Source organism: Nostoc sp. ChiQUE01b, assembly GCF_034531255.1.
Classification (GTDB): Bacteria; Cyanobacteriota; Cyanobacteriia; order Cyanobacteriales; family Nostocaceae; genus Nostoc.
In genome coordinates this window covers 94,850-100,927 of record NZ_JAVRBM010000025.1, presented here as the reverse complement: position 1 = coordinate 100,927, position 6,078 = coordinate 94,850, and the positions used below count along the sequence as shown (strand labels likewise).

General features: G+C 40.0%; 8 protein-coding genes. 2 read left to right on the top strand and 6 right to left on the bottom strand.

Annotated elements, in window-relative coordinates; all coding sequences use genetic code 11:
- Positions 1-79: 79 nt before the first annotated feature.
- The 6 genes from RMY63_RS18250 to petC form a co-directional block, all read right to left on the bottom strand.
- A complete protein-coding gene (locus RMY63_RS18250; protein WP_322730045.1) occupies positions 80-787 on the bottom strand; it encodes a Uma2 family endonuclease in 708 nt (235 codons plus the stop codon).
- A 166-nt stretch (positions 788-953) separates the two neighbouring features.
- Entirely contained in the window at positions 954-1,421 is a 468-nt protein-coding gene (locus tag RMY63_RS18245; protein WP_322730044.1) for a type II toxin-antitoxin system YhaV family toxin, read from the bottom strand.
- Entirely contained in the window at positions 1,421-1,741 is a 321-nt protein-coding gene (locus tag RMY63_RS18240; protein WP_322730043.1) for a hypothetical protein, read from the bottom strand. Before RMY63_RS18240 ends, RMY63_RS18245 begins: the two co-directional genes overlap by 1 nt.
- 329 nt (positions 1,742-2,070) lie before the next feature.
- Positions 2,071-3,030 carry a CHAT domain-containing protein gene (locus RMY63_RS18235; protein WP_322730042.1) on the bottom strand — a complete coding sequence of 320 codons (960 nt, stop codon included), beginning with the start codon at positions 3,028-3,030 and terminating at the stop codon, positions 2,071-2,073.
- Positions 3,031-3,176: 146 nt separating this feature from the next.
- Entirely contained in the window at positions 3,177-4,178 is a 1,002-nt protein-coding gene (petA, locus tag RMY63_RS18230; RefSeq protein WP_322730049.1) for a cytochrome f, read from the bottom strand.
- A 105-nt stretch (positions 4,179-4,283) separates the two neighbouring features.
- Complete coding sequence (gene petC / locus RMY63_RS18225; protein WP_322730041.1) at positions 4,284-4,823, bottom strand: cytochrome b6-f complex iron-sulfur subunit; 540 nt, start codon at positions 4,821-4,823, stop codon at positions 4,284-4,286.
- A gap of 229 nt (positions 4,824-5,052) precedes the next feature.
- Between petC and RMY63_RS18220 the strand changes: the two genes are divergently transcribed.
- Together RMY63_RS18220 and RMY63_RS18215 are read left to right on the top strand one after the other, a co-directional pair.
- Positions 5,053-5,361: a DUF3067 family protein gene (locus tag RMY63_RS18220; RefSeq protein WP_322730040.1), complete on the top strand. Its 309-nt coding sequence runs from the start codon at positions 5,053-5,055 to the stop codon at positions 5,359-5,361.
- A gap of 100 nt (positions 5,362-5,461) precedes the next feature.
- The gene (locus RMY63_RS18215) at positions 5,462-6,076 is read left to right on the top strand and encodes a hypothetical protein (protein ID WP_322730039.1); all 615 of its coding nucleotides are present in this window, start codon (positions 5,462-5,464) and stop codon (positions 6,074-6,076) included.
- The last annotated feature ends 2 nt before the right edge of the window (positions 6,077-6,078 follow it).

Sequence of the window (6,078 nt, the reverse complement as noted above, 5' to 3'; positions counted from 1 at the left end):
GGCGGTCTCAAAGCCTTATATATACTTGCTTGCAAGTTTTAGGACGGGTCTATTATTTTATTAACACTGCCGGATTTAGCTAAAGGCTATCTGGATCGATATTTAATTCTCGAAGTTTAGCAGCTAATCTTTGCGCTTTTTGCTGTGTTTGCTGTCGAGCCTCTTCTGCGGCTTGTCGTGCAGCTGCTTCCTCTTCATGAGTTAGGAGTGTTTGACCTATAGCTGGATTGTAAAAACGCAGTTTTCCTGCTCGCAAGCGTAACTCTAGCCCCAAAACTTCACTAGATAGGGACACAGTACCATCTGGCAAGGTATTAGTTGCCACTGGGAAATAATTTCCATCGACCAAGTGTAAACCCTGGAGTTGGGGATTGAGATAATCGCCTGTAGGGTCATATTGGAAATATTCACGCACTCCCAGAAAAGCGTAAATTCCTTTCTTTGCACCTTGGTCTTTGCTGCGGGTAGTTTTTGAGGTAATCTCTAGAACAAAATTTGGGGTTTGATTATTTTCTTCCCAGGTTTTGTAAGAGCGTCTGTCACGGTTTTCGACTCCAAACACCACAAATACATCTGGAGCGACAACTGATTCTGGATAACCTTTTTCGTAGTAGATAAATAGATTACCAGCAACGTATACATCTGGGTGATTTTGGAAATAAATTTCCAGCACAGTGGTAGCGTATACGAGACACTTACGCTGTAAATCACCCTCAGCCATTGGCTTACCGTCCTCATCTGGGTATTCAATTGGAGTAACGGGGATATACTCTACTGAGGCTGTCATGGGTAGTACCTCAACTCAACTAGGGCTAGATTAAATTTAGCATCTGAATTCTTTAGCCAAATATAAAGTGAATCATATCTCTTATGTTTCTCTAAGTTTGGTTCTAGCACTGGAGGAAAAATGCACTTTTCTGCTTTAGTTATAATGCCCAATCACTGCTTATTGCTTATTCTTCGTTTTTCTCATCAGAATGTTCTAACTCACATTCTGCAAGCAGATTATCAACACTTTCAGGAAACTCACCATTTTCAACTTTTTTGGTAAAAACTTGATAACAATCTTTTTTATCGCCTTCCTTCCGAGGAAAACCTAACCAAAGAATAATAATAATTTTTGGTTCTTTGAGTGCTCTAAAGAATAATCTATATCGTTCAGGTAGCCCCATTTTTTTGAGCCGACCATACTTTTGCAATGGTTTATGCAAAGCAAAGTAACTAGCAAAAGGGTCTTGAGAAATTTTTTCTTTAATCCCAATATTCAATGCTTTTAATAATTTGACATCTGAATGTATAACAAATTCTTCTTTAGGTAATTCATTTCTTAAAACACGAACCCTAGTACGCAATTCTACCCATTGTTGGTTAAACAATGGGTAGAAAAAAATCTGCCAACCATTAGAAGTAAATGCAGCCATCAATCTATAACTACATCAGCTAGTAAATCATCCATTTCATCGCTCATTTCTTGAGTATAAGGAACGAGTTTAGAAGGATTGTGCATAGCATCTTTCATCAGAAAGTCAAGAAAAAGGCTCATGATAATGCCTTCATCTTCATTAGCTTCATCAACTTTATCGGTTTCCAATCGGAGCAAGAACGTGTTATCAGACAATACTTCTATATAGCCTGAGACATTAGCTAAATGGGGATAGTCCTTAAAGAATGCTCGAGGTAGGCGGAACCCATCTTGATTTCCAATTTTTGCATGAGTTACAGGATAACTTTTGATAGCCATAAGCTACTTCCTAAATATGAGAATATCAGGTATTCAAATGCAATGCTGAAGATATTACATTTATGATGTGAGAAATTATATTTTTGTTATAACAATTATTATAACTTACAAATCAAATATAACAGATTACAGATTCCAAAAAGTCTCAAATCTTTTGTAGAGAGGTTGCATTGCAACCTCTCTACAAACCTAAAATCAATACCCAAAATCCTTAACTGAAGCGTATTGGACTATAAGTTAATATAAATATTTTTGATTAAGTACATATACTCCCGAAGGAAATTGGATATAAATCTCTAAGTTTTATGCACAGAGAATTAAGTGTGATTTTATACGAATTTTTGTACTGGATTTTTCTCTTTATGAATAAGAACAGGCGTTAAATGTTCAGGAATACCATGTAATCTAATTTGAGCAAGCCCAAGTTTATAAGCCTCCTCAATTGCACGACCTGCCCCTAGAGCTTGGTAAAAACCTATAGCAAAAGCTATAGCAGCGTTATCACCAATTGCTTGATTCATTCCGATAACGTAATCGATATGTTCAGCAATAGCAATTGCCTGGAGTTTTGAGTAACAGGAATTCAGCAGGACACAATTCACTTGACCAGTGAATTGTTCAAATAATGCCGCCAATGCGTCAGGGCTTATTGGGTGAATTTCTCCCACTCGATTTTCAAAACATAGCGCACCACTTGCTGCACCATGACCTGAGAAGTGTACGATGTGTGGCTGTATATCTAGTAATGCTTGACTAATATCTGTTGGTCGCACAGACATTTTTTGATCTAATATGAATTTATCTCGCCATTTGGCTAGTTGAAGTTTCTCCTGAATCTCTCTGAACTCCTCTCCGATTCTTAGCTTGAAAGCATTAGTTGGATCAGCTGATAAGAGAAGAATGGAAATTGTATGAACCTTTTCGAGGATACTTCCAGCTTTCTCAAGGGATGCATCTTCTTGAATCATGGTTTGCATGAGTCTCGCTGAAATTTTAGAACACTCATCATATAGAGCCTGCTCTACCTTAGTTGCCTCCATATTCTGCATTTTCCAATATTTCAGTAAATATAGAATCACCTTTCCAACAATGTGATCTGGTTCTTGATCCCAAAAAGCTCTCAAACGGTTGGCTTTGGAACCACTTGAGTAAGAATACTTGTTATCGTATATATCGATATCTGTGGTTTCAATAATGAATTCTTGAAATGTCCTGTTTGAAAAATCAAGAACGTAACCACTACCCATTTTTAGGAGTTTTTCAATTTTTTTCTTTTCGATGCTCGACAATTTGGACATTCTCAATAACGCATGTACTGTTCAAGAATTTTAACCAACCTAAAGATTAGTATACCCAACGGTACTTCCCAAACGAGGAGAGTATTAAAAAAGACAGGCAAGATGCCTGTCCTACAAGTAATGATTTAGCAAAGAGTTTAGAAATTCATCTCAGCAGCTTGAACTTTTTCAACCTGCTTTTTCTTCAGCACCAGCATAACTTGAGCTAACATTACAAGAGCGATGAACGCAATCATCCATTTGACTCTAGAGGCATCTTGCAATACGATTTCTCCATCTGTTTGACCGAATCCACCGACGTTCGGGTTGCTGGTCAAAGCATCACCAGTCTTAACTGCTTGACCTTCGGAAACAAGCAGGTCTGGCCCTAAAGGAATCGTATCAACGACAACATCACCCGATTCAGGTTGGATGTTGACTAGATATTTAACATTACCGTCTCCATCTTCCTCTTTGGCAATCTTGGTAATTGTGCCAGTAGCAGAAGCGTTGTAAACAGTGTTATTGCTCTTTTCGCCAGTGGGAAAAACTTGTCCGCGTCCCCGATTACCACCTACGTGAACTGAATATTTACCGAAGTGGATATTTTTGTCAGTTGCGGGGTTGGGAGAAAGAACTGGGAAGACGATTTCCTGATACTGTTCACCGGGTAAAGGGCCGACGATGACGACGTTTTCTTTGTCTTCGCTGTAGGGTTGGAAGTAAGTGTCGCCAACTTCTTCTTTAAGTTCCTCGGAAATACGGTCTTCAGGAGCAATCTTAAAGCCTTCGGGTAGCATCAGTACTGCACCGACGTTCAAGCCAACTTTAGAACCATCGGCACCAACTTGCTGGGCGCTGGTATCGTAGGGGATTTTCACCACAGCTTTGAATACAGTGTCAGGTAGCACCGATTGGGGAACTTCCACTTCTGTAACCTTGGCGGCTAGGTGACAGTTGGCACAAACAATTCGCCCTGTTGGTTCACGGGGGGTTTCGGGATAGGTTTGCTGTGCCCAAAAGGGATAGGCGGCAGCTGATTGAGGAAGGGCTAGATCGCTGGTGAAGTAAAATGTCACAGTAGCGATCGCTATGAGCAATGTTTTTACAATCGCTCTAGTACTGCGAGTTAATCTCGCTGTTATGAAAACATTTCTCATCTCTATAAGGGCGACAATTGAATTAGTCATTAGTCATTGGTCATTAGTCATTAGTCATTAAGCCCTGAACGAAGGACAAATGACTAAGGACTAATGACAAAATTATTAACCCCACCAAGGTGCATCACCTGTGCGGAAGTCGGTTTCAGTCCAAGGGGTTAAAACGATTTTGTCGTCGTTGACGTTGGTATGGGCTAAAGCCAGAGACAGAGGTGCTGGGCCCCGAACAACTTTACCAGTTTCGTCATACTGGGAACCATGACAAGGACACTTGAATTTGTTCTCAGCAACGTTCCAGGGGACAACACAACCTAAGTGGGTGCAAATGGCGTTAATGCCATAATCTTTGATCGCCTCTTTGCTGTCTACCACAATATAGGTAGGATCTCCCTTTAGTCCTTGAACTAGGTTGCGATCGCCTGCATTCCGGTTTTCTAGAAATTTAGTGACGCTAACATCGTTACCTAGCTCGTCTTTTGCTGTTGTACCGCCACCTGCGCCACCTGCTGCTGGTGGAATAAAGTACTTGACAACGGGATACAATGCACCCAGAGCTACTCCAGTGACAGTCCCAAAAGTGAGCAGATTCATGAACTGACGACGCCCCATATCTGGCACGTCTGCTGATTCCGAAAATTGAGCCATAATCTACGCGCTCTTTGTGTGTTTTGTTAAGCATTTTGACAGGAGTACTTGTACTTGAGCAACTCTTGTCTAAGTCGAAATGCTAACGCTTACGACGATGCCATACTTCTCTGTTCCAAGATATATTTAGCATCTTTTCTGTTAGCATTACATTTCTTTATATCCTTATCATACTGGAGTTACGGAACTTAACATCATAACTAAATGTAAAATCTGATTGAGAAAAGCTATGACAGGACAGGAATTACGTCAGATATTGCTTGATAAGTGGGGATATTCTTACGATGTCCAGTTCCGGCGGGCACAGGGAAAGATATTTTTGCAAGTAATGTGGAAATATCTAGAGCAAGCTTCTTTTCCCTTGAGTGAGGCGGAGTACCAAGAACATCTCGATCGCATTGCCAATTATCTTCATGCCTTGGGTGGGTCAACACAGGTACAAACTTTTATTGCCCAAACCCGCGATCGCCCCCGCCTTGGCAAAGCTGTTAGCATTCCTCTAGATTTGGGTGAACGTTCTTCGGAATGGATATTGTGACCGATTATTGCATTAATGTTAATAAATTTCTGAGTAATTACAGTATTTTTTATTCAAAAATACCTTCGGAAAAAATATTGACAAATTGGAGTAAACTCAAATGAGCCGCCAACCATTGCTAGACCCAAATCGTTCGTATACTTTTAGTAATTACTTTGAGTTAGGGTTTGCAGTTGACGATTTAGTTGCAGAATTTGGCTATTCGTTCGAGCGGAAATTTATTGATTTACCTCAATATTCTGGCACATTAGACCGACTTGCTGACCTCAAGCAGCGAATTGAGGAAGTTTTACCCTATGTAGATTTGGAGAACGAAGCTACACGCCGGGAAATCCTAATTGCGCCAATTGTTGCCGATTTAATTCACTATTCCCGCGCTAAATTACGAATTGAATACACTATTAAAGTTGATAACCGACTTCAAGGTAATTTTGATTATTTCCTTAAAACACAAACTAATTTAATTGTGATTGAAGCCAAGCAAGCAGATATAAATAGGGGATTTACACAACTAGCAGCTGAGATGATAGCTCTTGATATGTGGACTGATTCCACTCAAACAGAAATATTAGGAGCAGTAACAACAGGTAATGTTTGGCAATTTGGCAGACTGTATCGACAGACACAGCGTATTGAGCAAGCAATCAACCTTTATCGAGTTACCGAAGAGTTGGAAATGGTGGTTAGGATCTTACTAACCGCACTTATCAACTAAGT

Bases quoted from the DNA above. Each gene is read 5' to 3' on its own strand.
- RMY63_RS18245 (WP_322730044.1), bottom strand. From the start codon at position 1,421: ATGGCTGCATTTACTTCTAATGGTTGGCAGATTTTTTTCTACCCATTG.
- RMY63_RS18250 (WP_322730045.1), bottom strand. From the start codon at position 787: ATGACAGCCTCAGTAGAGTATATCCCCGTTACTCCAATTGAATACCCA.
- petC (WP_322730041.1), bottom strand. From the start codon at position 4,823: ATGGCTCAATTTTCGGAATCAGCAGACGTGCCAGATATGGGGCGTCGT.
- petA (WP_322730049.1), bottom strand. From the start codon at position 4,178: ATGAGAAATGTTTTCATAACAGCGAGATTAACTCGCAGTACTAGAGCG.
- RMY63_RS18240 (WP_322730043.1), bottom strand. From the start codon at position 1,741: ATGGCTATCAAAAGTTATCCTGTAACTCATGCAAAAATTGGAAATCAA.
- RMY63_RS18215 (WP_322730039.1), top strand. From the start codon at position 5,462: ATGAGCCGCCAACCATTGCTAGACCCAAATCGTTCGTATACTTTTAGT.
- RMY63_RS18220 (WP_322730040.1), top strand. From the start codon at position 5,053: ATGACAGGACAGGAATTACGTCAGATATTGCTTGATAAGTGGGGATAT.